This is a genomic window from uncultured Roseobacter sp. (assembly GCF_947499265.1).
Taxonomy (GTDB): Bacteria; Pseudomonadota; Alphaproteobacteria; order Rhodobacterales; family Rhodobacteraceae; genus Roseobacter.
In genome coordinates this window covers 196,983-223,799 of sequence record NZ_CANMNK010000003.1, presented here as the reverse complement: position 1 = coordinate 223,799, position 26,817 = coordinate 196,983, and the positions used below count along the sequence as shown (strand labels likewise).

The following is a 26,817-nucleotide window of genomic DNA, read 5'->3' as shown; positions in this document are numbered from 1 at the left end:
TTGGCATGGGTGTTCTGTGGTTCGATAGGGTAAGGCGCACGCTTTGGGTGGCTTGTGCTGCTTTGTTGCTGAGCTCCCTTTCTGCTGCGGGACAGAGCGCACCCGATCGTTTCGCCTTTATCGTGGGAAACAACGCCTACGAGCGGCGGGCAAATGGGGATATCATCGAAAACTCCCGGTTCAATCTCTTCACCCCGCGCAATGATGCGGTGCGCTACGCTGAGGTGATGGAACGCTTGGGTTGGGAAGTGCTGAACGAGTCCCTAGCGGACCGGTCTAACACCAGCTTGCAAAATGATTTGGATGCCGCGGCAAAACAGATAACGGCGGGTTCCGAAGTTGTTTTCATTTTCAACGGCCATGGGTTTTCGGAAAACGGCAAGAACTATCTCGTTGGTGTCCCTGATGACGGCGAGCGATACAATACGATTGCGGATATGCGCGCGGGGTCGATAGACTTGGAAGGGGTGATTGACCGGCTGTCACTTGCTGGGCCCTCACGCATCATTCTGCTCATCAACGCCTGCGGCGACGAACCTTTGGTCAGCGATGCATCAATCGCGCCGGCAAAGCCAAATTTTGACAATACCGTCTCGGAAATCCTTGTGTTGTACAGTTCGTCCCCCCGCGGGATCGCCTATGACTACATCGATAATGATGAAACACAAAACATCGTACAGAACACGGAAAGCGATAGGACAGACCTGAGTTTGGATGCCGAAGAATCCGACCTTCTCCTGTCTGTTTTCGGTCGGGTGTTTATTCCGCAAATGGAGGAAAACAGGCCATTGCTGAACATCTTTACGGATGCGCGGCTTGATGTTGAACGGTTGAGTGCCAGGGCGGCATCTTCGCGCGATCTGCCCAACCGGCAGGGGCTGCAAATCCCACATGTTCTTTTCGACACGATAAATGGCCAATTTAACCTGGCTGACGTTTCAAAGACGGCAGTGGACAGTGCAAGATTTGCCGATTGGCGCATCTACCCGCCCGCGTGCCGATTTAACGTCGAAGATCGACAGGAAGCTTTGCAGCTGCGGTCAGAAGGGCGCCTTGGCAGCAGCGCCGAAGGGAGATCTATCCAAGCCTGTTTGCTCGCGGCGGCGCTTGGGGACCTTGGTATTGAAAAACTGGCGTTTGACAGTGACCGAAACGGTGTTGTGGTTGCATTAAGTGGGCCGGATTCCCCGTTTCGTAATGGCGATCTGATCCAGATGGCAAATGTGAAGCCAGCCGGTGAGCGCCGCGAACGCTTTAATTTCCGCTCACTGGATGTTTTTGGTGATATGCTTGCACAACATTATTTTGTCGAAGGTAGCAATATTACGTTTGCCTGGCGCCGTAGCGACGGCAGCTTGCCTGCATCCGGATTTGAATCTCGCAATTTTTGAAAGGCTCACGATGAAATATCTGATTGCCACACTGTTTTTAGCATTCGCAACGACACCGGTGCTTGCACAATTCAAGACCTTGGATGTTGTCGGCGAAATTGAGCTCAAAGCGACCATAGACGAACGCGATCCAACGATGTCGGGGTCACTTGAGCACCGCGTTTCAATGAAGACGCTGTTTGCAGCTTTTCAATTGTTTGATGGCAAAAACCAAGACACCATTCAAATGAAGGATCTGGATGTTGTGCAGATTGCCGTTCCAGAAAGCACTGACAAAGACGCAAAAATTTGCACCGAGATAAAGACGATAAACGGATTTTATTCGGCCTTCGGCTTTGGCGACGAATTGATTGATAATGGGTCCGACAAAACCAAAGATGTTAAAATTACAGCAGAGCACAGCGACCGTATTGACGGTGACTATAGTGAAGACATGCTGCTGCTGCGCAGCTATGTGGCATATGACTGCCTGAAGCGTCGCAGCTCGTACTTTGTTCCGATGAAGGTCAGCGAAGACCCGGATACATTTCTGGCGGTTTTCGAAATCGGCAATGCCTCGGTGGAGGCCAAATTGTTCGGCGTTTCCGGTCAAGGTCCTGTTGCACCGTCAGATCACTTGCTGAATTTTGAGTGCACCACCACAAAGCGGGTAAAGTCTGGGTACGATTGCACTTTTCCTTTGGGGCATAAGAACATGCGGCCATTCAAGATGTATGAAGTCAGATTGATCGTGACCAGACCAACAAGCAAAGAGCCGAAGACGTTTCGCGCCCGATTTGCGCTGCCACCAGAGTATCAGGGGCCAAGAAGCTAGATAGCGTCACAGTTATTCCACCCGGAGACGAGTATGCGAAACGGGCTAAAAAATCGTGTCGCCTGGGCGAAACAGTGCTTGGGGCAACGAAAGGTAAAATTCTTCTTTTGTCGTATCACACCGATCCTCACCATCCTCGTTTCGTTGGTGACTGTGCCTCTCTTGATCGCAATTGTTTTATTCGCTGTTGCACCAACCAAGGGTGGGCTTTACGTTATTGGCGCCGAAACCAGCCGGGTACAGTATCAGGTTAATTCCCCCGAGCGCGCGCGCATGATGCTTTATGGCGTAAACGTCAAGATCGGGAATTCTTTCGTCGTCAGAACTGGCGATTTTCCGAAACTGGACGATATGGGTCCTACCGAGATCGCAGTCCCAAACCCGCCAGAACACTGCTTTTGGGGAGAGTTGTCCCCGTTGAATAAAACGTTCATCGAGTTGAGTGTTGAAAAGGGTGTTCAACAGCTGCGGTTGTTCGCGGACCCGATGTCGCCACCAGAGAGTCAAGGTCACTTGGCAACGCTTACCCTGCCTGGCATCGATTTCAAGATTGAAGGTCAGGAAGAGGAGGGGAGCAGGGACGACAGCTTGGTTCTGGACGATCAACCCTTGCTCGAAGACATCGTTCTGGCAGGTGAGATTCAGATCACGCCTGCTCCTGAATGCAACATGAACGGCTTGACAGCCCGCGTCTTCGGTTTTCCGACCCGTGGTTTTGCCACCCTTGCCGAACCTGCCTACATTGATGGGCCAGGCGAGCTGGGTCGGCGCTCTATCGCTACAAAAAGAGTGGAAAAAACGGTCGATTGGCTTGGGATATTGCGTACCAGTCCTGTCACGACCGTCGCGGGCGATCTTGACTATGTATCGGGTGAGGTAGAGGTCTTTGTTCGGCCGTTTTTTTGCATTGAAAAGATCGTTCAATTTTTCGGCCCAAAGGAAAAAAGAACCGGATGCAAGGATATCTACCGGCTGGACAGTGAGCCGCTCAAAATTCCTTCTGGGTCCGCCATCAGGGGGATTGTCCGCGCCGACCGACAAGATGAGACATCTGTGCTCTATGGGCAGGTGTATTTTGATGGGGCGGTGTACCAGGTCAGTGGATCGACTGAAGCGGAGGGCCTTGAAATGCTCCGCCCCGGCAGCGGCGCGACAAGGGAGAGCAGCAACGTTTTATCGGTTTCCTTGTTGGAGCGCGTTGCCTTGGAGCCCTTACTGATTATCCTCACGACGGCCTTTTTTACCCTGCTGGGCATCCTCGTAGGCATCCTGCAAATTGAGAACGACAAACCAGACAGTAAAGGATCATCCTGATCACAACGCGTGTGGCATCTTGCGTCTTCTGATCTGAATTTCTGAGATATTCGCCGTTGAGGACCTGCTGGCTGGTTTGGCTATGAAAGATGCACTGTTCTGATAGCCATGGTCGAAACGGCCCATGTATCTCACGGGAAGCCGCGGCTCGAATTGATGGTCCCTTGTAGTTTGAGCAGAAGAGAAATGACCGTAAGCCGACACGCCAAACTCTTGGTGCCCCGATAGTGGACCGCTTATCTTTTGTTTTGATGCGGTTAGCTCCCGTCGTGCGTGGCTCATATTCTTTCTTCGACCGCGCGGCGTTGCGTTCTATCGTGTTGACGTCGGCGAACCATGGGGGTGATCGGTACGCATTCCAGGCGCCGCAAAATTCGGTTCTCCAGCTGCGTGTCGGGGGTCCGACCATCGGAACTCGTCTTGCGCTTGATTGGGCGTCACTGGAGAGCCGGATGCGCGGAGTTCACCTGCGCGAACTTGGAGGCCGACGTGGCTGGCTGGCAAAAGACTGCAGCGTCCCGCCATCAAGGCCAGTCGCGATCCGCTTGCTCCACTGCACCGCAAGGAATTGATCGCCAGCAGCCCGCGTTCGCAACGACCGGGGGCGCAGCATAGACAAATGGTGCCGCAGCCGAGTTTTGTCCAAGCAAGCCGCGTGTTTTGCAAGTTATCGCTACCGAACAATATGATACGCAGCGTCGAGGGTTCGCAGCGCTCTGTCGACAACTTCGGCATCAGTTAACCTAGCCAAATCTCGGGCAGGTTGGGCACCATTGAAGGCCATGATCACCGGCTGCCCCGTGTAAGGATAGAGGTTAAGCCATTGGTTGAACTGGCCCTGTGGCAAACCGTTCTCGGGTGTCGCGATCCAAGTGGCGTCCGCGTCCCAAAAGACATCATCATAGCGCAAGTAGAGCTTATCCAGAACGCCCATGCCCAAGCTCGCGATTGCGTCTTGTTTTTCTTCGGGCAATGACGGGGTGAAGGATATCATACCTTGTTTCAAAACGCCCAAAGGAACGGTGATCATGACCGCGTCGAATGTGGTACTTTGCCCGTTCAAGTCTTGCAGGTGGACACCGTCCTCGCCGACTTCGACTTTGGTCACAGTACGACCAAGCTGAGTGTCAAAGTCGGCTGAGAACGTATCGAGTAGTTGCGCATACCCTCCCGGGAAGATGACGTCTTCGCCGCCGTAATCAGTGTCTTGCCAATAGGCCAGAATATTGATTTCTTCGCTACCGGCTCCGGCGCTGTGTTGAACTGACAGGACGTTTTCGAGCCAGTCGGGTGCATCGCTATCCCGAATTCTGCGACCATCTCCGCCACGGATGATGTAGCTATCAGTCGTCGCTTGCGTTGCGATGGCATGCTCATCAGCAAGCTGGACCAGTGGATTGCTGTTCGTGCCGTGTATCCAACTGGCTCCCAAATCGAGAGCTGTACCAAGACGGCTATCCGTCCATATCCGCCCGCCAATACGTTCGCGCGCCTCCAAGACCGTAACGGCGTGTCCCCGCTTCGCCAGCGCATTCGCAGCGGCAAGGCCGCTTATGCCCGCCCCTACGATTCCGACCGTCTTTGCGCTTGTCTCGAAGATTGCATCAGCCGCGATGATCCCAGATTCATAGGCAGCATGAACCGTGCTGTTGTATGAAGGATGCGTGGCTTCGCCAGCAAAGAATAGTCGGTTCCCGACCGAGCGGCCCAGGGCCACATGATCTCTTCTCCAAGATCCCTTCGCCAAATATGAATAAGATCCGAAGCTATAGGGATCGCGGCTCCAATTTGTACGGATAAAGCCATTTGCGGTGCTTACGCTCTGTGCTGCTCCGGGCAGGGGAACAAAACCCGCCGCAAGAGTGCCCAAGGCGCTATTCAAGAAAAGTCGTCGGAGCATTTCGGGGCCTTCATTGTCAGTCCATGGTTACTTCTTGGGGTCCCATCCAGGCGGGCGAGACAAAATAGCAAGGGCCTCGCGAATGCTCTTCGAGTGACTAAGGTCTATGACGAGGCCCGGCCATTCCGAAAACCAGACCTTGATCGGGTTTTGGCTATTGAAGTCTCGCTTTAAGCCGTAGTGCGGGGTTTCTTCCTCAACCTGAAAGGTTCCCCAAATCCGATCCCAGATGATGAAGATTCCCCCATAGTTCTTGTCCAGATACTTGTCGTCACAACGATGGTGGACCCGGTGGTGGGAGGGCGTGTTTAGCACGCGCTCGAGCGGTCCCAGCTTGCCGATCAATTCCGTATGCAACCATGTTTGATACGCCAGCACAGCGATCACCCCTAAGATGATGGTTTCTGGAGCAAAGCCCATGAGGGCTAGCGGAATATGGGCGATCAGCGACCACACACCTTCGAACGGACCAAATCGGATACCCGTTATGATGTTCATATCGCGTGAAGAATGGTGCACTGCGTGCTGGGTCCAAAGCAGCCGTACTTCATGAGCTATCCGGTGCTCCCAATAGTATGTGACGTCCGCGAGCAGGACGACCAATACCAGGCTCCACCAGGTCATCGGGATCGCCCAAGGCAAACCCTGGGCAATGATCCAGTAGATCCCATAGGCCCCTGTGAGAATAAAGGTTTCGACCAGCAAATACGGGATTTGGGTCGACGCACTCGCCAGCATTTCACCGAACGTCTTTGCTTTGAACTCGCGCTTGAAGAGCAACTCCGCGATTTCGATCAACAAGATTGCGCCGCCGATGAGGAAGAATGCATCATCAATCTGAGTGGTCAAACTTTCCACGTTCATTCCGCGCGTCCTTTCAATCCTTGTGAGAGTGTTCGCCAGGCCAGCTCTGCGGCTTGTTTCGGTGTCGCCTCGCCGGACCGGACAAGGGACCAGGCTGCGTAGATGAGGTTTTCATAGGCCTCGACGACCCATTCGGTTGGTACGTTTGGGTCGAAGGCGCCTTCTTTCTTCGCTTCGGTCACATCGCGTCGAAGCTCGTCCAGGCTCGCATCGTAAGCGGCGGCAATCTCGGGGTCGGCCTCCAAGCCCTCGTTGGCAAGGAACCATTGGCGGTTCGCCAAAGGCACGATTGCAAACAGTGAAAGTCTAAATCCCTCTTCATAGCTGGTCGCGCTGGCCGTCGCCTGTTCGACAGCTTCTTCAAGTTCGGCCAAGGCAATCTTTGCTAAGGCGCGCATTAACTCGGGTCGTCCCGGAAAGTGGCGATGCAGCGTGGCGCGGCCAACACCGGCGCGCAGTGCCACATCGCCCAGCGAAGCGCCTTGGTTCTCCGAGAAAACCTCGAATGCGGCTTCTACGATGGCGTCTTGTGTCGTTGGTCGAATTTTGCTCATGAGACAGATATGTCTCATATGGGACGTGATTTCAACCCTTCATACCAATTCGTTTGCTGGAAGCCTGTAAAGCCGCAGTGAATGAGCGTCTTGAACAGCGATCGGTGAGCCGCCAAAGACACAGATTTTGAGCTTGCAGTGAATGTCCTCAATACGGATTGCAAACGCAGCATCGGAACACCTTGCGCAAGGGTAGGAAACCGCGTCAAGCCATCTCAGTAAGTAACGCATCAAGACTTGTGTAACTGGCCTCAAGCCCCTCATCCATCGGTGTCTGCAACGCCGCATCACGTGTGGCCTTGCTGTCATAGGTGAGACGCACGGCGACGGTCGTTCGGCCTTCATGTTCGGTAAAGGTCTGTTCAACCAGTGTCTTACTGTCAGGAGCGAAGTCGAATGCCTCGGTGCAGACGAGACGTCGATTGTCCTCGATGTCTCGGTAAACGCCGCTGGCGCTCATTCGACCCTCGGACCATTCCCAGACGTAGCGATATGCACCGCCCACCCGCAGATCAATGTCACATTCCGGCATAGTGTGGCCTGGCGGGCCCGTCAGCCAGCGCTTCACAAGGTCGGGTTCGGTATGTGCGCGCCAGACGAGGTGTCTTGGGGCGTCGAAGCTGCGGATAATCTCGATTGTCGTGTCCGTGGGGCTACTCAACTTCAGAGGCTTCATTCCTTTTCCTCCTGATCCATGAGATCGGCCAGTACATCATCAAGCCGCGCATAATTGGCATCCCAAATTACGCGATATTGCTCCAGCCAATCGCGAACAGCGTTGAACGGCTGAACTTCGATCTGTCTTGGTCGCGAGGTGCCGTTGATACGGGTCGAGATGAGCCCAGCATTCTCCAGCACCTTGAGGTGCCGGGAGATCGACGGTTGCGACATCTCGAATGGCTCACTGAGCTGGTCGACCGTGGCTTCGCCCTCGACAAGGCGCGCGAGGATTGCTCTTCGCGTTGGGTCGGCCAGGGCTTTGAAAACGGTATCTAGCTTTGCCATGGCATCCATAATATAACTGAATCACTATATAGTAAGAGTGCTATTTTTTAAATCATCTGCAATCTGAAATGGGCGACCATGAGAGTGACGCGATGACAAATACCGACAAACCGACTCACTCACCGACCGGGAATCCATACGTCCCAAAGGACGACGGCGATGCTCCCGTAAAAGCATACATCTCCGCCATCTCAGAATGGAAAAACGCGATTGGTATGCAGATCAATGAGACCGTTGAAACAGTCTTTCCGGAAGTCAGGAAAAATGTTCGTTGGAACACGCCCTTCTTCGGAAAGCAGGATTGTTGGTTCCTCGCGATGTATTGCTAAAAAAGTATGTCCAGATCGGCTTTCTGACTGGTTCATCCTCAAATTCCATGCCGTCAAAAGCCTCTAAGCTGGAGGGCACTCGGTATCTGGATATCCGTGAAAATGACGAGTTGGATAAAGAGCAGCTTGCAGACTGGATCCGGCAGGCGCTGACCTTCCCCGGTGTGAAAACCTAGGAATGCGAGCATGACCCATGTGGTTCTCTTTCATTCCATCCTTGGTCTCAGGCACGCAGGGCGCGAAATCGCATCCACCTTTGGGGTGCCCCCGATGTTGACAGGTCACTGTATCATGAAATGCTGCACCGGCTTCGAGCTCTGGTATGAGCCAAACCTAACGAGTTGTTGTGGAATGGCGAACGTTCGTTTCGGTGATGCCGGCCAAAAATGCGAGTGAAGCCGAGCTGAGTGTCGAGAAGGGTTTTTAACTGGTTCAAGGACCATCTTGGCTGCTTTCACACTTTCCGCTATAACGCTGCCACGGTCGGCAGATACCGAGGCGTCGCTGCTCCTTTGGGAGAGCTAAACCTGCCAATAGATCGAACGGCATTCCATTTTCTCAAACTGATGAGAGCGCCGCATCGTTAAGCCAGCGACCAATGATGTTATACCGGTGCTCGATGTGGAAGAAACATGCCGAAGACCCCTTTACCGCTGCGCGCGGGAGACCTGACCACCTTTGTGCGCGCACTCTCCAAACAACTCGGCGATGCAAGTCCGTCGCACCTCACCCTTATGAACATGGCCGCGCGGGCGGCGGGCTATCAGAACGTCCAACACATGCGCTCCGCGCCTGCAGCGGCACAGCGGCTGAGCCGTGCTGCCGATGATCCGCCTCATGATGCGCGGGCAGTAGAGCGCGCTCTGCATCAGTTTGATGCCACGGGCCGTCTCAACCGATGGCCTTCAAAGCGCAGCGTTCAGACACTTGCGCTTTGGGCACTCTGGGCGACGTTGCCGGCGGACCGGTCCATGCCAGAGCGGGAGGTCAACGAACGCCTCGCACCTGAGCACCTGTTTAACGATCCCGCAACACTGCGACGGACTATGGTTTCTTGCGCGCTTCTTTCGCGCCGTAGAGATGGAACAGACTACCGACGCATCGAACAGGAACCCTCCGCCGAGGCGAAGGCTCTGATCAGCGCACTTGCCGCGCGGCGCCGGGCACGACCGCAGGAAGCGGTGGAGGTGAGCCATGTATAAAGGCTCCTGCCTTTGCGGCGCCGTGCGGATCGCGGTCGAAGGTGACCTGCCGCGTCCCTCCGCGTGCCATTGCACCGCATGTCGCAAGCATACCGGTCACTACGAGGCGTCCGTGGATATTCCCCGAACGGCGCTTCGGATCGAGGGGGAGGATGCGGTCCGATGGTATCATTCCTCTGAGAAGGTGCGGCGCGGCTTCTGTGGCACCTGCGGATCGACGCTGTTCTGGGACCCGATCCACCGTGACTGGACTGCCGTGGCCATGGGCGCCTTCGACGGACCGACAAACACCTCGTTGTCGATGCACATCTTCGTTTCAGAAAAGGGCGACTACTACGAGATCGGTGATGGGCTGCCGCAGAACATTCGATAGTACGGGCTAGAGTTGACCAAAACCAACGCGTTTTGGGCGGGCAAAGATGCACCTTTTTTCAACGCCTCTACAAGCCGACATTTGCGAATGGCAGCAAAATTCTTCGGTGCTGTCATCCGCAGGGCCTTAATTCTGCAAGAATGATCTACCTCCGCTTTGTGGAAGCCGCGCTGCGACGTAGAAGAACGCTGCAAACACCTGATCTCCATTCTGGAACCTGTGGAAGTTGCCTTGATACTGGGCGCGCCCTCCACATGGTCCTTCGCTGGATACCTTTGCATGGGGTACGTGTGTTTAGCCCTGATGTTTTGGGCCATTTCGGATTAGAGTTTCGGGCACTGGTGGGCGCGCGTGATGCGGTCGGGTGTGGTTGTACGGCCTGTACGGGCCGTGAGGTTCCAAACCTCAAGTGCTTAAAGCGACTAGTAGTCCAATTGAACTACTCCGCCGTTGCCATGCCGAGACGTCTGAGCACCTGGCGCTCGACGATGACGATAACCTCGTAGAAGAGGGCGGACAGCAGGACCGAGTATGGATGTTGCACCTTGTCGTCCAATGGACCGCAAGCCTTTTGGCTGATCGATTTCCATGTGAAGGCACTCAATGCCTGTAGGACTGAGATATGGCGGGTGTTGATGGCCATTGTCGGGAGACCTGAATCTTCAATCCCGACCGTGCTCCAATCGATCAATGGATTTCGTATACGATTTATCGGCTTCTTCCTGATCCACTTTTTCAATTCTTATCTGGGCGCCGGTGTACATCTTTTTGGGCGAGCGGGTCTCAACGCTGAAGATAAACCCGTGATAGATGTTTACGTTAGAAATCTCTTTTTTGCCATTGACGCGCATGTGGACGCGTAACCATTTATCCTCGAAGTCAGGGTCGTTTATCCTCAGGTCACTATGCGCATCATAGAACCTCAAGACGTTTATTCTCTTGTTGGTTCTCTCAACAAAGAAATCCCGGCTGATCTGCTGGTGTAGCAATTCACGTGCTTCTGAGGGCAATACCTTGAATGCCGACATCAGAATGGCTTCTTCGTGGGGAAATAGTTTCCGATTCCCTTCACCGCCGACAAAGTAGATCACTTCTAAGGTTCGTGTAAGCACTTTCCTTATTGGGAAAAAGACTCTCAAGCTATTCCGCATCCCTATTTGACGAACCGTGTGGCATCTCTGTTGGCTACATCCGGAATATGGTCAATTTTAGGCTCGCATTTGAGATAACAGGATGTATTGCCTCTACGCATGTTGGTTTCTATCGTTGGCATATGAAAGACGCCAAAAATGGAATTGACGAGACGCTCCTGTGGGAGTTGGAGATGCTTCAGGCATCCATTAACGGGGAGTACAGCCTAAACGATGGACGTTTGAACACGTTCCTGATTTTCAACGGTATTTTGCTCGCGGTCGTGGGCGTCTTGGTATCCACTCAGTCAGAAATCATTGTCGGGTCAGTTTCGAAGGCTCTGGTCTTGTGCACAGCGCTTGGCTTGATCAGCAGCGTGATTTCATGGGTGTCTTTACGCGCCGGCATCAAACAGATTGAGATTTTGAAGAGGGGGCGAGCGCAGCTCTATCCACGCCTTCAAGACGCTATGAATACCTCACTCATTGGCGCTGACGTGGGATCTAGTCAACATATGAGCGGCATTTTGGCTTACAGGGCATATCCTGCTTTGTTGGGGCTTCTGTGGCTTTTTGCACTGGCTTATGCAGTCACACTGCTTACGTGAATCTCAATCCATGAAGGCCACTTCTTGGCCTGTCGACAGGAGCCATTCATTCACATCGTCGCCGCCTTCAAGGATTGTGACCAGATACCGTCCAAAACTGCCCCTAGACTCCACCTTCGAGCGTTTGGTTAACGGTCAAAAAACACTGCACTCAATGCACGCCCTGACGGCCTCTGTGGCGGCTTTGCTCTCGTCTGTATTGTTCTCAGGGGTGTTGATCCCAAAAAAGGCGAAGATGTTCCCCGTGCAGCCAGGTGCGGAAACCCAATTTCATATCTGCAACGATGGTATCACCGTCAATGACTCTGACGAATGGTGGCTCTAGACGATGCGATAGACAACGAAGAGCCTCGGAGAGACGGTCGTCAAAGATTTCAAGCGCGCCACGCGCCAGCAGTATTCATCCGAAGAGCAGATCCAGATCGTGCTGGATGGAAAACGCTCGTTCGGGGTCTCGATTCTCCTCGGGGGATGGCATCGGCAAGCCGCTGGTCTTCAGGCGACTAATAGATCCACCAATCTGGATCGCAGCGATGCATTCTGCGCCGAACTGTCCGCCAGAACATCGAGCCGAACCGAAAATTCGGGCACGATCCCGAGCTTGTCCGCGGCTATGTTTCGCAAACTGAGTTTCCAGTCGTGCGGCGGGGGCGGTGGGAGGCCACCACCCCCGCCCGGAATAGTTGCACCGCCACCCGGCGCGGACCTGCACAGGTCGACCTCCAGTGTCTCAAGCACCGGTTCGATGTGATTTGCGTAGGCAAACACCCCCTCGGCTAAGACTATGGTGCCGTTTTCGTCGCGCTCTTCCTCGTTTCCGGCAAACAACAACCCGATGACACGCCGCGAGTTGTCCACCGCGACCGATCCTGAATCTCCTGGCAGCAAGAAGGGGTCGCCCTCCGCCAGATTGGCGAACTGAAAGATCGCCTCGTTGCTCACGCCATTGATCGAATAGTGAATGATCAGGGAGTCCTGGGTGGCCTCGCCCCGCGTTTCGCCGGTTGCCATGAACGACGGCGGACCGGCGAATATAGCTTCGCCGGTGCGGCTTTCGTACATGGCGAGGTTCTGAAGCTGTGTGCCGGACGAACTATAGATCAAAAATACCGATCCATCGCCCTGACTGAACTGAACCACGGGGGCGGGTATGTTTGGTCCGCTTGAACCGCCGGTCAGGATCATACGTTCTGACGGAGGAACCGTGGTGAAATCAACCGACGTCACGCGGCGCGTGATCGGACCAATCGATCCCAGCGTATCGAGGATGAGGACATGATCGTTTCCGTAGATCATGTATCGCAACGTTGTATTGGCGGCGCCCAGATGAGTAAGCGAACCGTTCGGGCCGGTGACCGTGATGCCTTGCGCGTTCATCTCAACCGTGACGTCGCCACTGCTGCTGGAGGGGGCATTCGTCCATTCGCCCGCAATGAACAGCCCTTCTTCGACGGCGATCGACCGCGCCCCCGAGGTGATTTCGATCTGGTTGCTGAACATGACCGGTCCGATACCCTCGAAATCGACGGAGATCGCTACGTCAAGCGCATCGATCGTACCGGAAGTCACGCGCGATGTGCGCCCGCGTTTGCGCACCTCCATGCCAAGGTCGGCCACACCGGTCCCGCCAAGGGCGCCGATCTCGACGATCTCGCATCGTGTTTCGCGGTTTGTAGCTGAGGCAACAGCGGCGTCGATCTGGCCGCCGAGCACTGCGCGCTGCAACGTGCCGATGACATCGTCGGGGCAGGCCCCCGCATCGGGAACCGATGGTTGCACGATCTGATCGCCAACCGCGAACATCTGGTCCAGCGCAAGTACATGGTAGTTGCTCAAAACCATCGGGTCATCGGTCTGCCGGTCCACAACCGGACATCCGAGCGTTCCGGAAAATGCATTGCCGCCGATCTCGCGGCAGCTTCCAATGCTAATGCCGCCGACCAATGGATCGTAGGAACTGGCATCCACCGAAGCCACCACCTGTGGAACAGGCGCGGCAAGAACCATCGGCTTGATCCGCCGCTGGATAACATCGGTCAGCACGCCTGCGAACTGCGGCGGGATGCGTTCGGGCGGCGGAACATCACGCTTGTCCGTCACATAAACCCTTATGGCCAATTCGTTTGTGCGCCTTCCGCCGACATACTTCCAGCCAACGCCAACGCCGACGACCCCGGGCCGCTTAAGAAATTCAGATTCCGCATTGCGTTTTGCGGCCGAAACTCTGTCAAAATCCATCTTTCATAATCCTTCGCTTTGCTTACGAGATGTTGACCAGAACTCGGATCAGGCCAGTCCCGCACGCCAGCGGCTCCATGGCTTTGCCGATCATCGCGCCAAAGGCCTTTGCCGGATCGGACGCCCGCATCGCATGGCCAAAGCGCGAACCGCTCACCAGGATATCGCCAATCTGTATTTCGCCGGGTTCCGCATCCGCCCAGCAATAAACCTGACCCATCAGCGCAATTCGCGCGCTGGTTTCGCCAGCCTGGGCACGACCCAGCACAATCCCTGGGCGCAGTCCGCCAGCGCCCGCAACAACACCGGCGACACGGCTGTCATAGGCTCTGGTCGTGGCACGGACACCACCATCCTTGGTCAGGCGGACAACCTGACCTGCCTCGACGGCGGCATCGGTCGCGAGCCGGAATTCTTCCGCACAATCCCCGTTGCTCAGAACGATATCTCCGGCATCGGCGTTCAGTTCGATGGTTGCCTGGGTGTTGTCGAAAATGTCGTCGGCACCTCTTGGATACAGATACATGTTTCCGGATCTGCCATTGGTCCCGACACGGATGTTTGCATCGCCACCCATCATCGAAGTGATCGCCCCGTCCGCATCGCGGATTTCAAGGCGTTGGTCGCTGGCGCTCAGGTGCACACGCGTCGCACCGCCGGTGTCCCGCAACAGCAAGTCGCCGTCTCCAGCACTGCCGCCGAGACTCGCATTGCCGGTTTCACCGTTCAGGGCAATCGAGGCTTGGCCATCGCTGAATATGTTGCCAGCGTCCGACGGAAACAGAAACAAGTTGCCTGTGCGCCCATTGCTGCCAGCGCGGATATTGGCATCGCCACCCATCATGGCGGTAATCTCTCCGTCGGGGTCGCGGATCTCCATGCGCTGACCGTCCGCGCTGAGATGCACCCTTAGCGCGCCATCCGGACCTCGCAGGAGCAGATCTCCATCCACGCCGCCGCCGCCGGCGCGGATATTACCGTTTTCCGCGTCCATGCGGATGGTGGTCTGGCCCGAAGAATTTCTTGCCTGGATCGTGCCCTCCTGGCCATCGTTCCCAACCGTAATACTCCCGGCTCCGGCATCTATAAGAAATGTCTGAGTGTTTTCACCGTCCTGACCGAGGATTCTGCCATCCACACCGCTACCGCCGATCCGTAGCGTGCCGGTTTGGCTGTTGATATGCAGGACCGCCTGCGCGGTGCCCGCAACCGTATTGGCATCCGCATCGAAAATTGTCAGGTCGCCGTCTTGTCCGTGCCCTCCGAAACTGAGGTTGTTGCCAGGCACCTGCCAGCGGAGCACCACCTCGCCATCGCTGTTGTGGCCAAAAATCGAACCGGTTTCCCGATCCAAGCGCAGCCGGACGATACCGGCGGCGTCGATGATGACCAGATCCCCCTCAAGCACTAGGTCATTTGTTGGAATACCTTCATCTGTCATTTTGCACTCCTATAGCAGGCATAAAATAGGTAAGCAGGTCGGAAGTCAGAATTGTGGGTGCGACTGGAGAATGCGCCCCGCCACCGCAGTATAACACAGCCAAGCCGAAAACGGGCGGCTTGTCGGCTCACGCGGATGACCCCGGCGCAAAGGATCTTGCCGCACGGCAGCGTCACACTCTGCCGTCAAAGATGGCATTGCGGGTAGAGAGGCGCCCTTCTGTCCCGCTGGATGCGCCGTTCTGCAATTCGTCAGAGGTTGGCTCCAAGTCAACTATTCTGATCTTTTGCGACGTGGCAAATGGCTTTTTGCCACCCCTGAAACCCGCGCAATCATTTTCGTTCGGGTTCGGTGGATCGCTGAAAACAATACTATCTTTTCGCCTTGGGGGCTGCGGAGGTAGCAATCACAAAATGAGGCCCATAACCCGGGATAGGTTAGCCTTTGAGGCCGGGGTGTCCCGGTTCTCTTTCGCAGCGCGTCCAGGCGTTGCTCGGACTCGCTCCATTTGGGTGCATCCGCAAATGGCGCGTGATCTTCGCACTTCAGATGCTGCGAACCCTCAATACGCCCTTGGCCGAAATTGCGGAACGTGTCGGATATGGGCCGGTCAACTCGTTCCGTGTCGCCTTCATGAAAGATGTCGGAGTGCCGCCGAGTCGATGGAGGTTACGGGTAAAAGAAAGAAAAATGTCGAAAGAACGGCGAGATGATCGATAAAAATAATGTCTGCGGGCACCCCTAGATTGAAGTTGAAGTGCTTGGATGCGGCGGCACTTGAGTTGCGGACGTTGCACTCGTATTCCAGAACACCTGTTAGGCTACACAGATTTGCGGTTTGTTTGCGAGAGATCCAAGGTCCTCCCCAAGCCCAAAGTTCCGAATGCCGCTGTAAGTTTGAACGGCTACTTTCAATTATGCGCGACCGTCCACTACACTGAACTTGCCTGTAACCCAGGTCTGCGACCGGAAAGGCGTCAGATGAAAAATCTCTCGACCGCACCCATGCTGACGACGCAACGTTTGGTTTTGCGTGGACCCGAACGCAGTGATCTACCTGAGTTCACCCGCTTCATGACCAGTGCCCCGTCGATGGCGGCGCAGGGCGAGACGGTCACAGCAGAACAGGCTTGGTTCGGGTTTCTGACTGGCATTGGCCACTGGCATTGGCACGACTTCGGCTTCTTTACGGTCGTTGAAAAGCAGACGGGGCATCCCGTCGGTCGAGTGGGCTTGATCAAGCATTCGGGCTGGCCGGACGTAGAGCTGGCATGGCATCTATTCGAAGGCGCGGAGGGAAAAGGCTTTGCAACGGAAGCGGCGATGGCCGTCAAGAAATGGGCCTGTGAGGATCTGGGGTTCGACAGGCTATACAGCTACATAGATGCGCAGAATATACGCTCACAGGCTGTGGCAAAGAGGCTCGGTGCCGTCACGGACGGAACGCGGGCCTCGCACGAACCAGAGGCGGAGATATGGGTTCACTCAGTGGAAAGCCATTGAGACAAGCTGCTGCGACCTTTCACAGCCGCCTTCCGGGTCTTCTTCGATGATAAGGTCGACCACGTTGTCGCCGCCCTGGATAGCTTCTTCCAAAAGCATGGCGGAACAACCGCCCAAGCGGCGCAATGGCTGATGCTGCTTTCAATTCCGGTCTTTCGCACGCATCCGGCGAAAGGCCGGTTTGTCCGCGCGGCCGACATTGGCACGGCCTGCGGCTAGCCGCGCTATGAGACTACGCTCGACCTCCTCCAAAACTGAAGGCATCTCACGGTGCAAGACATGCTCCACCCAGCAGCTCGATGCTTCTTTGTCACCACGTGTCACGTCCAAGCTCCGATCGAGCGCAAGATACACATCTGACAAGCTGATCTCGCCGCCGCGCAAGGCGCGCTCCGCCCGCATGTCCTTTTCCATACTGAGGAGGCCTGCATTTCTGAGTTTACCAAGAACACGCCGCACGACGACCGGGGTCTTCCTGGCATGCCCCGCGACATCTGCCGAGGTTTGAACCTTATCGGGATTTCCGGCCATATGACCAATGGTATGGAGAGCAATAGAGAGATGGGAACTACGTTTAAGAGGCGGCCCCTTTCCCGTATGAAGATTAAATGTAACTTTCGGTGTTGCATTTATCTAGTAACAGCGTAGGTTGCGTGACTTGAGCAGCAACACTAGGAGCCGAACATGTCAGATATCCGCCTTCCCGTCACCGTGCTTTCCGGTTTTCTGGGGGCCGGGAAAACGACCCTGCTCAATCGTGTTCTTAACAATCGCGAGGGCCGTCGGGTCGCTGTCATCGTCAATGACATGTCCGAAGTGAACATCGATGCGGACCTCGTGCGTGCAGACACAGAACTCAGCCGGACAGATGAAACTCTCGTTGAGATGTCGAACGGCTGCATTTGCTGCACCCTGCGGGATGACCTACTGGACGAAGTACGCAGGTTGGCTGCCGAAGGACGCTTCGACTATCTCCTGATTGAATCCACAGGCATCTCCGAGCCACTGCCGGTCGCGGCCACTTTCGACTTCCGTGATGAGTTCGGAAACAGCCTGTCCGATGTGGCGCGGTTAGATACAATGGTGACCGTTGTGGATGCTGCCAATCTGCTAAACGACTTCTCTTCTCATGATTTCCTGCGTGATCGCGGAGAGACGATGGGGGAGGAGGATGACCGCACATTAGTGGACCTGCTGACGGATCAGATCGAATTCGCCGATGTCGTTGTGCTGAACAAGGTGGACGATGCCGGGGCAGAGAAGGTCGATGCGGCTCGCAAGATCATTCGCAGTCTGAACGCAGACACCGAGATCATAGAAACCAATCGTTCCGCCGTCGCCGCCGAGAAAATCCTCGACACGGGACTATTCAACTTCGAGCAGGCTCATGAACACCCAATGTGGGCGAAAGAACTCTATGGTTTTGCTGATCACGTGCCGGAAACCGAAGAATACGGTGTCGCCTCCTTTGTCTATCGCGCAAGGCTCCCCTTCATTCCAGAGCGCATTCTGGCGGTGCTCAATGGCGACCTGCCTGGTGTCATCCGCGCCAAAGGCCATTTCTGGATCTCAACACGGCCGGATTGGGTCGCCGAGTTTTCCTTGGCAGGGTCATTGTCGAGTGTGAAACCGCTGGGGACGTGGTGGGCTTCGGTACCGAAAGAGCAGCAACCGAAACATGAGAGCGCGCAGGCCTATATGCAGGCCCACTGGCAAGAGCCCTGGGGCGACCGTCGTCAGGAACTCGTGTTCATCGGGGCAGGTATTGATTGGTCAAACCTGAAGGCGCGACTGGACCATTGCCTGGTGCCAGCAGTGGCCGCGACAGGGCCAGACAATTTGCCGGATTACCCCGACCCGTTCCCGCTCTGGCGGCGGGCGGAGGCTGCTGCATGAGCTTTGTTCGCGCAACTGTACAAGACGCTGCCATCGGGGTCGCTGTCGCTGATGCGCCAGAAGACCTAAAGGCCTTCCTAAAACCCGGATGTGCAGCGGCCATCTGGCGCAGGCGGCATTCGGCAGATTTTCAAGGCTGGGTGAATGCTCTTGATCCCTCCAACCTACCACAAGGGCGCGTGGTTCTGGTACCAGACACAGTTCGATCCAACATGGCCGAACTCTGTGAGATGTCCAAGACGCCCTCCTGCCCCCAGAGGGCGCAACTCATCAATGACGTCGCCAGCCTTGCCGATATTTTCGCGGACCTGATGCAGACGCCTTACCTGCGTTTGAGACTTGCGGCTGTCAGGACAAACGCGTGCCGCAAATTCCACATCGACGCAATCACGGGGCGTTTGGTCTGCACCTATCGAGGGATCGGCACGCAATATGGCATCTCCAGAAATGGACAGGATCCGTCGCGCGTTTTCACCGTTCCGACAGGCTCGCCTATTTTATTGCGAGGGACCCTGTGGCCTGAGAAACCTGCCTCTGGACTACTGCATCGTTCACCGCCAATCGAAGGAATGGGCGAGACACGGCTTGTCCTTGTCCTCGATGCGCTTTCAGACCTGGAAGAAGAAGCTTGAACGGCAATCTTGGAAGATGTGCATGGGAGCCGAAGCGGTCCTTGCGAGAGTTGCCGCCAACCCTGGCAGAGTCCGGCATCGAAGAATGCGAGCAGATTCCGATTTCGCTCTTCCGTGAAAGGCACGTTTGCTCTGTCCCGCCGACCTATTTTCCGACTGTTTCTAGTCAATTCATTGCGGATTGGCTGTTGGCGTTGCGTTCCCTGTGCGCGCAGGATCATTACCTTTCACGGCTTGATCGCGCCGGTCTGCTGACCGGCCAGAATACCTCGTAAGGTTGTGTCATGCTCGACTAGATTGTGTGCGTCTACTAGCTGGCCGCAATGGAAACCGGGGGTGAGATGGTGGGCCTGTGGTCGCGCCCGATCCGGCCGCGCGCGTTGCAACAGCTTTTGACCTCGGTGCGGGTGTCGACGTTGCTGACGTCGGCGCTCTGCCGGTTGTCGACGTTCTGGAACTTGCTGCTGGATGACTACCAGCTCGAACGGGCCGAGATAGCAGGTGGATCAGCGCTGAGGCCCGTGCCGCAGGGGGGTGCCACGCCACAGCGGTTTGGCCATATGCTGATCCTGAAACTGGCCCACGGGCTGCTGTCGTGGTTGGCGCGCCATGAGGTGCAGGTGAAAGGCGTGGAGTGCGCTTTTGACCGCCCCACGTTCGAAGAAGATTACGCGCCGATATTCCACACCCCAATCCGGTTTGGCGCCCCCGCCACGGCGATCCATTTTGACGCGGCGGTGTTGGGGCCTGTGCAAATACGCGGTTCCGGCGATATGGACCGGTTTCTTGAGAACGCCCCTCGCGACTGGACTTTTACCCGGTCTCAGCAGCGCACCCAATCGCTTCGCGTGCGCGCCCATCTCCGTCAGGTCGACTGGGGGATGCTCACCTCGGCGGGGCGGCACAGGTCCTGAGCGTGACGCCGCGCACCCCGATCCGAAAGCTCAACGCGGATGGAACATCTTTTCAGGCCATCAAGGATGGTCTGCGCCGCGATATTGCGATCCGCCGCCTGCAGGTCATCGAGGTCAGTATCGAGGCCATCGCACAGGACGTAGGGTTTGCATCCGTCGCGCGTTTTCACAAAGTCGTTCAGAGATGGAAAGGCGCGACCTCAAGCGTATACCGGCGCAGACAAAGGGCTGACCGCTAATTCTGTCACTTTTGGACAATCGACTGTCACTGCGTGAGATGGCGCGCGGGTAAGATTTGCCTATATAGATCTGAAAACACTATTTACCAACGCACGTGCTTTTAGTGCCTCGCTGTTGCGGCACCACGTAGCTGGCGACATAGGACAGTGCGCGCCATCGAAAGGATGCTGCAATGTCTGAGAAACTGGATGGAATCCTGGCTACGGCCCGCGACCACGCGACTCAGGTCTCACCCCCAATGAAGATGTACACCCGCGCCACGAACGACGGCGATGGCACATGGACCATCAGAGGCGCGAAAGCCTGGGTCAGCCTTGCGGGGGAGGCCGACATCTATTTCACCGTCGTTAAGACCAGCGACGCCCCCGGCCACAAGGATATGGCCATGATCGCCATCCCGTCTGATGCGCCGGGGATCAGCTTCGGTCTGATGCTGCCCGCTGTGATGAGGGACGAAACGGCAATGAGTCCGCCAAAGAGCATGATCACGCCGGAGCGGTCCTGCCCTGACCGGGGAAGCCGCCAGCGTTCGAGCCAGGGCGACCAGAACACTTTGAGGGCCCAGGGCAGGATCAAAAGGGACAAGAGGCCGATCTGGTCAAGTGGCAGCCCTTCGCTGCGCAGGACCGCTGGAAGGCTGCTCCATCTCAGACCAGCGATGATGCTTTGCGCGACATAGGCGGCGCCGATGGCTGCGATGATGCGGGCGTGGGAGAGATGCGCTGCCATCAGAAGCGCTTGGTTAAAGCGATGACGCCGGCCCCTTCAGGACAGTCAGCGCCTCCAGCCCGTAGGGTTCGTTTTTAAACAGCGCTGTGGGCGAGTTGTACTGTCGCAATCCATCGCGGAAAACTCCATCGTAGAAGGCGGGAAAGCCGCGCAGGTTGAACGCATCGAACCGGCTGTCATAGCCGAAGGAATAAGGGTCAGCGCTCGCGGTATAGGTGAGTGTTTCATTCAGTGTCCGGGGGGCCTGATCCTCGATTTGTCTATCGTGATTGCGGTCACAGTCTACGGGATTTGCAGGAGTGGGGTGTCGACCTTGGTGGCCTGTCGACCGCTCTCAACAACATGGCCATCCTGTACAAGGGTTGTGTCGCTCTCTGCTTCGGACACGATGGCACCCAGATCAAACGGTACATCTTGAGCAAGCGCCGGGGCTCCGAGGCCGTATGCGATCATGATGAGCGTGGAAAGCGGTCTGGTCGTCATATGTTTGTCCCATTTTGTCGTATCTCGGCTGGGTACAAACTTACCTGACTATTTTAATCGGTATTTACAGGATTTAGTCCTGAATTAAAGAGATTTCAGGAACTTCTGCGTTCGGGTTTGCCTGTCGTGGCGCGAGAAACAGGCACGAACCTGCCGACCCCAACCGCCGATGTCCGCCAGCGGAGGGACGGATTTCCCAGAAGTCTAAATCGGTCTTCAGTTGCCTACCGACGCATTGCTCTGCTGTGCGTGCACCCAGTCACCAAAGGTGAGCCGCAAGATCAATGAGCTGATCTGTTACTTAAATCAGCCCGCAGAATGATGTTGCGCACCGTCTCCGTGAAGGGAAAGCCTGGTTGGGGCGATGGCGCCAGCCAACATGTCCTTTTGCCTCCTGTGCGTCTTACGTCCGAGCCGCTGGGGGGATCGGTTTGACCAAAGTGGCGCGTGCTCGACTGCCTGGGACTATCCGCGCTGACGCGCTTCGGGCAAACGGGACATAAGTTTTTGCCAGCGCGTTCGAGACTGGAAATGCGGCGCGGCTGATCAGGTGTTTGCAACTGAGATGGTATGTCCGCGATGCGGCAAATGCTGTGGCGATTGGTGCCGTGGCAGACTAGCGCCGCCAATCCAGCACAAGGCTGAATTTAAAGCTGCTACCGGGTAGATCGTCGGGTGCCTTCGCAAAGCGTCTCGCGCGCTTTACCGCGTCTAGAGCGGCTTGATCCAACGCGGACACCCCCGAAGACCGGCCAACGCTCACACCGAGGATTTGTCCGGACCGTGCGACGTTTAGAATGATCTGGGTGCGCCCGTTTTGTCGCGTCCCCCGGGGGTAGCGCTGTTGGCGCGCAAGCTTGGCCCGGATCTTTGCACCCCAGACCGCCTGCAGCTGCTGCTGTTGCCCCGGCGATGCGGTCGCGACCTCGGCTGCGCCGGTATTGCCAGCCTGCGCGGTGCCGCCGCTGCCCGCCGCCCGCCGCTCGGCGCGCCCGGCAGATTGAGCATCGGAGGTTTTGGCCGTTTGCGGATCTGGTTGTCGCTCAGGCCTCAGTTTCGGCCGGGTCGTCGGGGGGGCATCGGGAACGGCATCCGGTGCTGGAGTTTCAACCGTTTCGGGATCAGGCTCTGGTGCGGGTGGTGGGTCAGCTGGCGCGGTATCGATGTCAAGGCTGTCGCGGGTCGGCGCGGGATCCATGATGGCCATGCGCATTTCTGCCCGCGGCGCCTGCTGCACTTGCAACGAGGGCAGGGTCGGGCGGGTGGTTACGGGATCGGTTGGGGGGGGCAGCACGGCGTCTTGTTCTGTCTCCACTTGCGTCGGGCGCTCCCATGCTTCGACCATTTCGATCACGGTCGGTGCGGCAGCCTGCAGCGAGATTATCTCCTCCCCGCCAACGCCTCCCGCTTCCGCGCCCTCGTTCGGTTTCACAACGAAGAAAGCAACATGCAGAGCGACCGCGATGGCCGTAAAGAGAGCAAATTCCAGCCACCGCATCATTTGGGTGTCAACACGAGTTCGACCCGCGACAGGCCAGCTGCGCCGAGATCGCTCAAAATGCGGGCAAGACGCGTCGCCTCCAGACGCGCGTCGGCGCGCAACTGGATAATCGTCATTTCGCTCGAGCGCGCCGCAAGGGACAAAAGCGCCGCCTCACCTTCCACGCCATCAAAGGACATCCGACCGCTTTCATCCAAAAACAGCACCGGTTCGGCCTCGCCGTCGGTTTCAATCGATGCTTCCGGAGGGGTGACGTCAAAGGGCTGTGTTGCAAGCTGAGACGTCATGAGAAAGAAGATCAGCAGCAGAAACACCACGTTGATCATCGGGACGATGGATTCAACGCGGCGGCGCTTGGGAGGGTCGCTCAGATCCATGCGTTACTCCATCAGGACGATGGCGGTGAACCCGGCGGCGCGCAGCTCTTCCGTGACCGTAACGACACGTTGCAGATCGGTGCCGTCCCTGCCGCGCAACACGATCATGTCGGTCGGAGCGGTCATCAGTGGGCTGAGTGCAGCGACCAGATCGCCTGTTGGCGCCCCGTTCAGGGTGATGGCATCCGGGGCGATGTCCACAAGTCGCGGAGGACCATTATACGCGCCGCCACCCGCAGCCAGAGGCAGTGGCAAAACCGCATCCAATCCGAACCGTGAGGCCAGCATGAAAAACACCAGCAGCAGGAACACCACATCGATCATCGGTGTCAGGCTGGGCTTTCGACGCGGCCGGTCAGGAGGAGCGAATTCCATGATTACTGGGCCGCCATCTTCAGGTGCCCCGGCTGCTTGGCAACAAAGAGGCGGGTGGCATTATCCTCGATGTCACCTCTGATCCTGTCGATGACAGATTCGAACCACGTCAGCGCCACGGATGCGGGAATGGCGACCGTCATGCCCGCCGCTGTGGTCAAAAGCGCCTCCCAAATGCCCCCGGCAAGCAGGGCGGGATCCGCTTTGGATCCGGCGGCCTGCAGAGCCTGGAACGCCGCGATCATCCCCAGCACGGTTCCCAGCAGCCCTAGAAGGGGGGCGATAGTGGCAATCAACTCCAAAGCGCCCAAACCCACCCTGGCAGAGGCAAGCTCGCGTTTCGCCACGCGGGCTGTTTCCTCACGAGCGCGATCCTCGGGGAGCTGTTCCATTGCGCCAAGCGCTGTTGCCATGACTTTTGATCGGATGCCGCGGCGGCCTCTGACCAACACCAGTGCCCGTTCCGGATTGCCACCTTCGAAAAGCTCAACGGATTGGCTGGCCTTGCCACGAGACCACGCACCAACACGTGCGAGACGCCAGATTTTCCACAGGATCAACGCCAGTGTGATGACGGAGAGGGCGGCAATCGCCCAGACCACAGGCCCGCCATCCTGAAGAAACGCCTGGGCGCGTATCAGGGCGCTTTTTGCGGTTGGCTCAGCATGCGCCACACCAGGTTCCGAAGCGACGCTCGGGGAAGGCGGCACACGCCCTGTCGCGACCGGCGTATTCTCCGGTGTAGCTTCCGACGCAGGGCGGGGAGGCGCTTCAGCCTCACCGGTGCCGGGAGGTACAACGTCGACCGTTTCCGATCCCACTTTCGGTGCTGGCAGGACGGGTGTGTCGGTTGATGCGTCAGGCCCTGCCGCGTCCTGCGCGAAAGCAGCCGAAAAGCCCATCAGCAAAATGGCCAGCAGAAACGGCTTGATCATGTCAGCCTCCCATGGATTTGGTCGAAACCGTGCAGGAAATCCCTGCGCCGGATTGTCGAAATTCATTTGGATTTGTCTGGCTGGACCGGGCGCTGCGCATGGCAGGGCCTCTCGGTTTTGCTCGATCAGATGAAAGGATCACCTTTGGTTCGGGTAGATTTTTGGCAGGGGTTTGTCAAGAAACGCGGCAAGGTATCGCCGGTTTTCTATCCATATGCCTGACTGGCCAACCCGTACAACTTTACCGGAACAGAAGGCTCGATGAGCGGTCGCTCCCCCTTTAACATGGTCGTCCCCATGTCAACCTTGGACAGCCCGATGGCCTCCAACCAGTCGCAAAGTCCAAGCCCGGGGTCACTATCAATCCTGAAAAACGCATTTTTCGCGGTGTGCATGGCCCGGGTGACAAGTGCCTGCGCCGTTTCGGGCGCGTCGGCCACGATCGGGCCGATGATACTACCTTTGCCAGCGTGTCTTTCCAACGCGTAGCCGACGATCTGATCGTCGCGGGCGGCTGTCCAGCAGGTCCCTTTCTGCATCAGAGCCTGAAGCAGATCCGTTCTATCCCACCCGCGCGCTGCTTTGTCCAAATCTGCAATTCTTGTGACATCGCGAGCGGACAGACGAGAGATATCAAGGTCTGTGTCAGGCAAGGGCGGTCTGGCAGCATGGCCCTGATGCTGATGTATGATGCCGACGGGAACGAATCCCAGTCTGGCATACCCTGGCAGGCCAGCGCCGGTTGCATGCAACAGGATATTGCGTTCACCGATCTGCTTCAGCGCTTCGGTTACAAGGCGTGCACCATGACCCCTCTGACGATGTGCGGCGGCGACGATAACCATGCCGAGCGTTGCATGGGTGGTCTGCTGCCACCACAAGACCGTCCCGATCAACGTGCCCTCGGACATAAGCCCCAGACCCCTGCCATTGGCAATCATATTGCCCCAATCGTTGGGCAGGTGTGGCCATCCCTCGGCCTGCGACAGGGCATGGGCCTGACCCTGCAGGCGCTCTGAAAGGGCGGTTAGCTCAGGCATGATGATCCCTGTGCAGATCTGATGAGGCGCGTTTCAGGCATCCGATTTAATCCGGGATGGCGGTTTCCCGAATTCTTTTGCAAAGGCGGAACTGAAATTGGAAGGGCTTCTGTAACCGGCGATACGAGCGGCCTGCGCCACCGAGACGCGCCCGGATCTCAGAGCGCGCAGAGCCTGCTCAAGCACCAGCCGTCGCTGATGTTCAATGACGGTCATACCGTATGTGTCGCGGTAGATGCGTTGCAGGGAACTGACAGAGAAGCCTGTTGCCACTGCAATGTCGCTCAATCTCGGATGTTCTGAGGCGGTCTGTTCTACATAGACGCGGGCGGCTGCGATACGGGATGAGGCGGCATCACCTTGCGCCTCCAGATGCTCGAGCAGTGAATCCAGTGCTTCAACCGCGAAGCGCGACGCCGCCATGCGGGAGCGCGGTTCGGACACTGCCTTGCCCTTGATCAGACCGCCTGCGGCCTCAGAGGCGGCCAGGCCAGGGGACCAGGAGATAACCTTGCCATGCGTGCCCAGAATCTGCCCGATGCCAGCCTTCCAGGTCACGTCGAAAAAGCTGAGCGGTGTATGCACCTGCACTTTGACAAGATGGTCGGGTTGTGCCGTTCTGCGGGTCACCTCGACCGGCTTGAGGTTCGTCCAGGCCACTGCAAGAGGTTGCGCGGATGTGCGAAAATCATAGGCGTGACCGTCCAATGAAAACGTTAGCCGTCCGTCAAGCACAATTGAGACAAGCAGGCCAGTCTCGGCGATGAAGCTGGTTTCAAATTCGGTTTCGGGCGCAATGCGGCTCTGGTGTACGGTCTGCCCGTCGCCGATGTCCCGAATGCCGAACTGCCCAGCGAAGCACGGCAAGGGGGCGGGGCGCCCAACTGTCATGCGGTGCCGTTTGACATAGGGCGCGGCACTTTTGCGCAGAGCTTCAAACCCAAGATCACCACTCAAAACCGGCACTTGCGCATTTTGCATCGGTTTTTGGTGATTTCGCATAGATCCGCGCCTTTCCAGAACGCTTGG

The 26,817-nt window shown here is 56.8% G+C and carries 33 protein-coding genes and 1 pseudogene; 15 read left to right on the top strand and 19 right to left on the bottom strand.

The features are described from left to right. Positions 1-5 precede the first annotated feature (5 nt). Genes Q1A63_RS09225 through Q1A63_RS09215 form a run of 3 tightly spaced genes read left to right on the top strand, consistent with a single transcriptional unit; the run spans position 6 to position 3,519 of the window. Positions 6-1,391, top strand: coding sequence for a caspase family protein (locus Q1A63_RS09225; RefSeq protein ID WP_298971088.1), 1,386 nt, complete (start codon positions 6-8; stop codon positions 1,389-1,391). 10 nt (positions 1,392-1,401) lie between these two features. After that, positions 1,402-2,205 carry a hypothetical protein gene (locus tag Q1A63_RS09220; protein WP_298971091.1) on the top strand — a complete coding sequence of 268 codons (804 nt, stop codon included), beginning with the start codon at positions 1,402-1,404 and terminating at the stop codon, positions 2,203-2,205. A 33-nt stretch (positions 2,206-2,238) separates the two neighbouring features. Continuing rightward, positions 2,239-3,519: a hypothetical protein gene (locus tag Q1A63_RS09215; protein ID WP_298971093.1), complete on the top strand. Its 1,281-nt coding sequence runs from the start codon at positions 2,239-2,241 to the stop codon at positions 3,517-3,519. A 673-nt stretch (positions 3,520-4,192) separates the two neighbouring features. On the opposite strand, the gene Q1A63_RS09210 is transcribed toward Q1A63_RS09215, so the two are convergent. The 5 genes from Q1A63_RS09210 to Q1A63_RS09190 form a co-directional block, all read right to left on the bottom strand. Next, positions 4,193-5,419, bottom strand: a complete 1,227-nt coding sequence (locus Q1A63_RS09210; RefSeq protein WP_299631308.1) for an FAD-dependent oxidoreductase — start codon at positions 5,417-5,419, stop codon at positions 4,193-4,195. A gap of 27 nt (positions 5,420-5,446) precedes the next feature. Next, positions 5,447-6,283, bottom strand: coding sequence for a sterol desaturase family protein (locus Q1A63_RS09205; RefSeq protein ID WP_299631306.1), 837 nt, complete (start codon positions 6,281-6,283; stop codon positions 5,447-5,449). After that, a complete protein-coding gene (locus Q1A63_RS09200; protein ID WP_298971101.1) occupies positions 6,280-6,837 on the bottom strand; it encodes a TetR/AcrR family transcriptional regulator in 558 nt (185 codons plus the stop codon). Before Q1A63_RS09200 ends, Q1A63_RS09205 begins: the two co-directional genes overlap by 4 nt. Positions 6,838-7,042: 205 nt before the next feature. Further along, the gene (locus tag Q1A63_RS09195) at positions 7,043-7,513 is read right to left on the bottom strand and encodes an SRPBCC family protein (protein WP_298971104.1); all 471 of its coding nucleotides are present in this window, start codon (positions 7,511-7,513) and stop codon (positions 7,043-7,045) included. Next, positions 7,510-7,842, bottom strand: a complete 333-nt coding sequence (locus tag Q1A63_RS09190; protein ID WP_298971107.1) for a metalloregulator ArsR/SmtB family transcription factor — start codon at positions 7,840-7,842, stop codon at positions 7,510-7,512. The genes Q1A63_RS09195 and Q1A63_RS09190 overlap by 4 nt, the downstream gene beginning before the upstream one ends. Before the next feature lie 92 nt (positions 7,843-7,934). Here Q1A63_RS09190 and Q1A63_RS09185 point away from each other — a divergent pair, with 92 nt between their 5' ends. The 4 genes from Q1A63_RS09185 to Q1A63_RS09170 all read left to right on the top strand — a co-directional run bounded on the left by Q1A63_RS09185 (position 7,935) and on the right by Q1A63_RS09170 (position 9,746). After that, positions 7,935-8,171: a hypothetical protein gene (locus tag Q1A63_RS09185; RefSeq protein WP_299631303.1), complete on the top strand. Its 237-nt coding sequence runs from the start codon at positions 7,935-7,937 to the stop codon at positions 8,169-8,171. A 47-nt stretch (positions 8,172-8,218) separates the two neighbouring features. Further along, complete coding sequence (locus Q1A63_RS09180; RefSeq protein ID WP_299631301.1) at positions 8,219-8,347, top strand: hypothetical protein; 129 nt, start codon at positions 8,219-8,221, stop codon at positions 8,345-8,347. Positions 8,348-8,803: 456 nt separating this feature from the next. Next, positions 8,804-9,373: a DUF2087 domain-containing protein gene (locus Q1A63_RS09175; protein ID WP_298971110.1), complete on the top strand. Its 570-nt coding sequence runs from the start codon at positions 8,804-8,806 to the stop codon at positions 9,371-9,373. After that, positions 9,366-9,746 carry a GFA family protein gene (locus tag Q1A63_RS09170; RefSeq protein WP_298971113.1) on the top strand — a complete coding sequence of 127 codons (381 nt, stop codon included), beginning with the start codon at positions 9,366-9,368 and terminating at the stop codon, positions 9,744-9,746. The genes Q1A63_RS09175 and Q1A63_RS09170 overlap by 8 nt, the downstream gene beginning before the upstream one ends. A 439-nt stretch (positions 9,747-10,185) precedes the next feature. On the opposite strand, the gene Q1A63_RS09165 is transcribed toward Q1A63_RS09170, so the two are convergent. Together Q1A63_RS09165 and Q1A63_RS09160 are read right to left on the bottom strand one after the other, a co-directional pair. Beyond that, a complete protein-coding gene (locus Q1A63_RS09165) occupies positions 10,186-10,389 on the bottom strand; it encodes a hypothetical protein (protein WP_298971115.1) in 204 nt (67 codons plus the stop codon). A gap of 19 nt (positions 10,390-10,408) precedes the next feature. Next, a complete protein-coding gene (locus Q1A63_RS09160) occupies positions 10,409-10,858 on the bottom strand; it encodes a hypothetical protein (RefSeq protein ID WP_299631298.1) in 450 nt (149 codons plus the stop codon). 161 nt (positions 10,859-11,019) lie between these two features. Here Q1A63_RS09160 and Q1A63_RS09155 point away from each other — a divergent pair, with 161 nt between their 5' ends. After that, the gene (locus tag Q1A63_RS09155; protein WP_298971120.1) at positions 11,020-11,484 is read left to right on the top strand and encodes a hypothetical protein; all 465 of its coding nucleotides are present in this window, start codon (positions 11,020-11,022) and stop codon (positions 11,482-11,484) included. Positions 11,485-11,979: 495 nt separating this feature from the next. Here Q1A63_RS09155 and Q1A63_RS09150 read toward each other — a convergent pair whose 3' ends face one another. Together Q1A63_RS09150 and Q1A63_RS09145 are read right to left on the bottom strand one after the other, a co-directional pair. Continuing rightward, positions 11,980-13,722, bottom strand: coding sequence for a hypothetical protein (locus tag Q1A63_RS09150; protein WP_299631296.1), 1,743 nt, complete (start codon positions 13,720-13,722; stop codon positions 11,980-11,982). A 22-nt stretch (positions 13,723-13,744) separates the two neighbouring features. Continuing rightward, entirely contained in the window at positions 13,745-15,163 is a 1,419-nt protein-coding gene (locus Q1A63_RS09145) for a hypothetical protein (protein WP_298971124.1), read from the bottom strand. Between the two features lie 444 nt (positions 15,164-15,607). Between Q1A63_RS09145 and Q1A63_RS25635 the strand changes: the two genes are divergently transcribed. Together Q1A63_RS25635 and Q1A63_RS09140 are read left to right on the top strand one after the other, a co-directional pair. Continuing rightward, complete coding sequence (locus Q1A63_RS25635; protein ID WP_366524315.1) at positions 15,608-15,883, top strand: AraC family transcriptional regulator; 276 nt, start codon at positions 15,608-15,610, stop codon at positions 15,881-15,883. Between the two features lie 261 nt (positions 15,884-16,144). Continuing rightward, positions 16,145-16,666 (top strand): GNAT family N-acetyltransferase, encoded by a 522-nt coding sequence (locus Q1A63_RS09140; protein ID WP_298971127.1) that lies wholly within the window; start codon positions 16,145-16,147, stop codon positions 16,664-16,666. A gap of 141 nt (positions 16,667-16,807) precedes the next feature. On the opposite strand, the gene Q1A63_RS09135 is transcribed toward Q1A63_RS09140, so the two are convergent. Further along, positions 16,808-17,197, bottom strand: a complete 390-nt coding sequence (locus Q1A63_RS09135) for an Rrf2 family transcriptional regulator (protein ID WP_298971130.1) — start codon at positions 17,195-17,197, stop codon at positions 16,808-16,810. A 153-nt stretch (positions 17,198-17,350) separates the two neighbouring features. On the opposite strand from Q1A63_RS09135, the gene Q1A63_RS09130 reads away from it, so the two are divergent. From Q1A63_RS09130 to Q1A63_RS09115, 5 genes and pseudogenes are all read left to right on the top strand, one after another. Beyond that, on the top strand, positions 17,351-18,562 hold the full coding sequence (locus Q1A63_RS09130) for a GTP-binding protein (protein WP_298971133.1): 1,212 nt from the start codon (positions 17,351-17,353) through the stop codon (positions 18,560-18,562). Continuing rightward, positions 18,559-19,194 carry a DUF1826 domain-containing protein gene (locus Q1A63_RS09125; protein ID WP_298971136.1) on the top strand — a complete coding sequence of 212 codons (636 nt, stop codon included), beginning with the start codon at positions 18,559-18,561 and terminating at the stop codon, positions 19,192-19,194. Before Q1A63_RS09130 ends, Q1A63_RS09125 begins: the two co-directional genes overlap by 4 nt. 323 nt (positions 19,195-19,517) lie before the next feature. Beyond that, positions 19,518-20,108 (top strand): AraC family transcriptional regulator ligand-binding domain-containing protein, encoded by a 591-nt coding sequence (locus tag Q1A63_RS25630; RefSeq protein ID WP_366524314.1) that lies wholly within the window; start codon positions 19,518-19,520, stop codon positions 20,106-20,108. A 2-nt stretch (positions 20,109-20,110) separates the two neighbouring features. Beyond that, the gene (locus Q1A63_RS25625) at positions 20,111-20,347 is read left to right on the top strand and encodes a helix-turn-helix domain-containing protein (protein ID WP_366524313.1); all 237 of its coding nucleotides are present in this window, start codon (positions 20,111-20,113) and stop codon (positions 20,345-20,347) included. Between the two features lie 173 nt (positions 20,348-20,520). Further along, positions 20,521-20,748, top strand: a pseudogene (locus Q1A63_RS09115) (acyl-CoA dehydrogenase family protein); the annotation flags it as partial. Here the strand turns inward: Q1A63_RS09115 and Q1A63_RS09110 are convergent. The 9 genes from Q1A63_RS09110 to Q1A63_RS09075 all read right to left on the bottom strand — a co-directional run bounded on the left by Q1A63_RS09110 (position 20,682) and on the right by Q1A63_RS09075 (position 26,790). Beyond that, positions 20,682-21,077: a hypothetical protein gene (locus tag Q1A63_RS09110; RefSeq protein ID WP_298971139.1), complete on the bottom strand. Its 396-nt coding sequence runs from the start codon at positions 21,075-21,077 to the stop codon at positions 20,682-20,684. The pseudogene Q1A63_RS09115 and the gene Q1A63_RS09110 overlap by 67 nt on opposite strands. Before the next feature lie 13 nt (positions 21,078-21,090). Continuing rightward, positions 21,091-21,333, bottom strand: coding sequence for a TonB-dependent receptor plug domain-containing protein (locus Q1A63_RS25620; RefSeq protein ID WP_366524328.1), 243 nt, complete (start codon positions 21,331-21,333; stop codon positions 21,091-21,093). Positions 21,334-21,359: 26 nt separating this feature from the next. After that, positions 21,360-21,560 (bottom strand): hypothetical protein, encoded by a 201-nt coding sequence (locus tag Q1A63_RS09105; RefSeq protein WP_298971141.1) that lies wholly within the window; start codon positions 21,558-21,560, stop codon positions 21,360-21,362. 616 nt (positions 21,561-22,176) lie between these two features. Beyond that, on the bottom strand, positions 22,177-23,061 hold the full coding sequence (locus Q1A63_RS09100; protein WP_298971145.1) for a TonB family protein: 885 nt from the start codon (positions 23,059-23,061) through the stop codon (positions 22,177-22,179). Continuing rightward, positions 23,058-23,438 (bottom strand): biopolymer transporter ExbD, encoded by a 381-nt coding sequence (locus Q1A63_RS09095; RefSeq protein ID WP_298971147.1) that lies wholly within the window; start codon positions 23,436-23,438, stop codon positions 23,058-23,060. Before Q1A63_RS09095 ends, Q1A63_RS09100 begins: the two co-directional genes overlap by 4 nt. A 3-nt stretch (positions 23,439-23,441) precedes the next feature. Continuing rightward, positions 23,442-23,813 carry a biopolymer transporter ExbD gene (locus tag Q1A63_RS09090; RefSeq protein WP_298971149.1) on the bottom strand — a complete coding sequence of 124 codons (372 nt, stop codon included), beginning with the start codon at positions 23,811-23,813 and terminating at the stop codon, positions 23,442-23,444. 2 nt (positions 23,814-23,815) lie between these two features. Then, on the bottom strand, positions 23,816-24,748 hold the full coding sequence (locus tag Q1A63_RS09085; RefSeq protein WP_298971151.1) for a MotA/TolQ/ExbB proton channel family protein: 933 nt from the start codon (positions 24,746-24,748) through the stop codon (positions 23,816-23,818). A gap of 206 nt (positions 24,749-24,954) precedes the next feature. Then, entirely contained in the window at positions 24,955-25,788 is an 834-nt protein-coding gene (locus tag Q1A63_RS09080) for a GNAT family N-acetyltransferase (protein WP_298971154.1), read from the bottom strand. A gap of 33 nt (positions 25,789-25,821) precedes the next feature. Then, positions 25,822-26,790 carry an AraC family transcriptional regulator gene (locus Q1A63_RS09075; protein ID WP_298971157.1) on the bottom strand — a complete coding sequence of 323 codons (969 nt, stop codon included), beginning with the start codon at positions 26,788-26,790 and terminating at the stop codon, positions 25,822-25,824. Between the last annotated feature and the right edge of the window lie 27 nt (positions 26,791-26,817).